1 protein-coding gene is annotated in these 319 nt (G+C 63.3%); it reads right to left on the bottom strand.

Annotated features, from left to right (window positions below):
- Window positions 1-319: hypothetical protein (locus PZH32_RS12250; protein ID WP_275208528.1), on the bottom strand; the 319-nt coding region annotated here is incomplete at both ends.

Below are 319 nucleotides of genomic sequence, written 5' to 3'. Positions count from 1 at the left end.
TTCCACGCCCTCCGGCAGCGGCTGAAGGGCGCCGTCAGCGTCGATATAGCTGTAGGTGCCGTCATCATTCTTGGTAAGGATGTACTCCGCGCCGTCGATGGTGGCGGTGGAGGTGGTAGCCGTCTGGTCAGCCCCGGTACAGCTGTCCACAAAGCCGGTCAGCGGATGCGCCGCCGTAGCCTCTTCGGAGCCGCCCTGGTAGTCGGCGTTCGGTTGGAGCGTCCTGGTCTTCAGCGTCTTGGCGCCGGAATCGTCGTAACCGCTAAAGCGGATAGCGCCAATGGTGCCGCCGTGGTAGAAGGTGTCGAACCAAGCCTTC

Origin of the sequence: Adlercreutzia equolifaciens (assembly GCF_029076695.1) — a bacterium.
GTDB classification, from domain to species: Bacteria; Actinomycetota; Coriobacteriia; order Coriobacteriales; family Eggerthellaceae; genus Adlercreutzia; species Adlercreutzia equolifaciens_A.
This window is presented reverse-complemented; position numbering and strand designations above follow the sequence as displayed.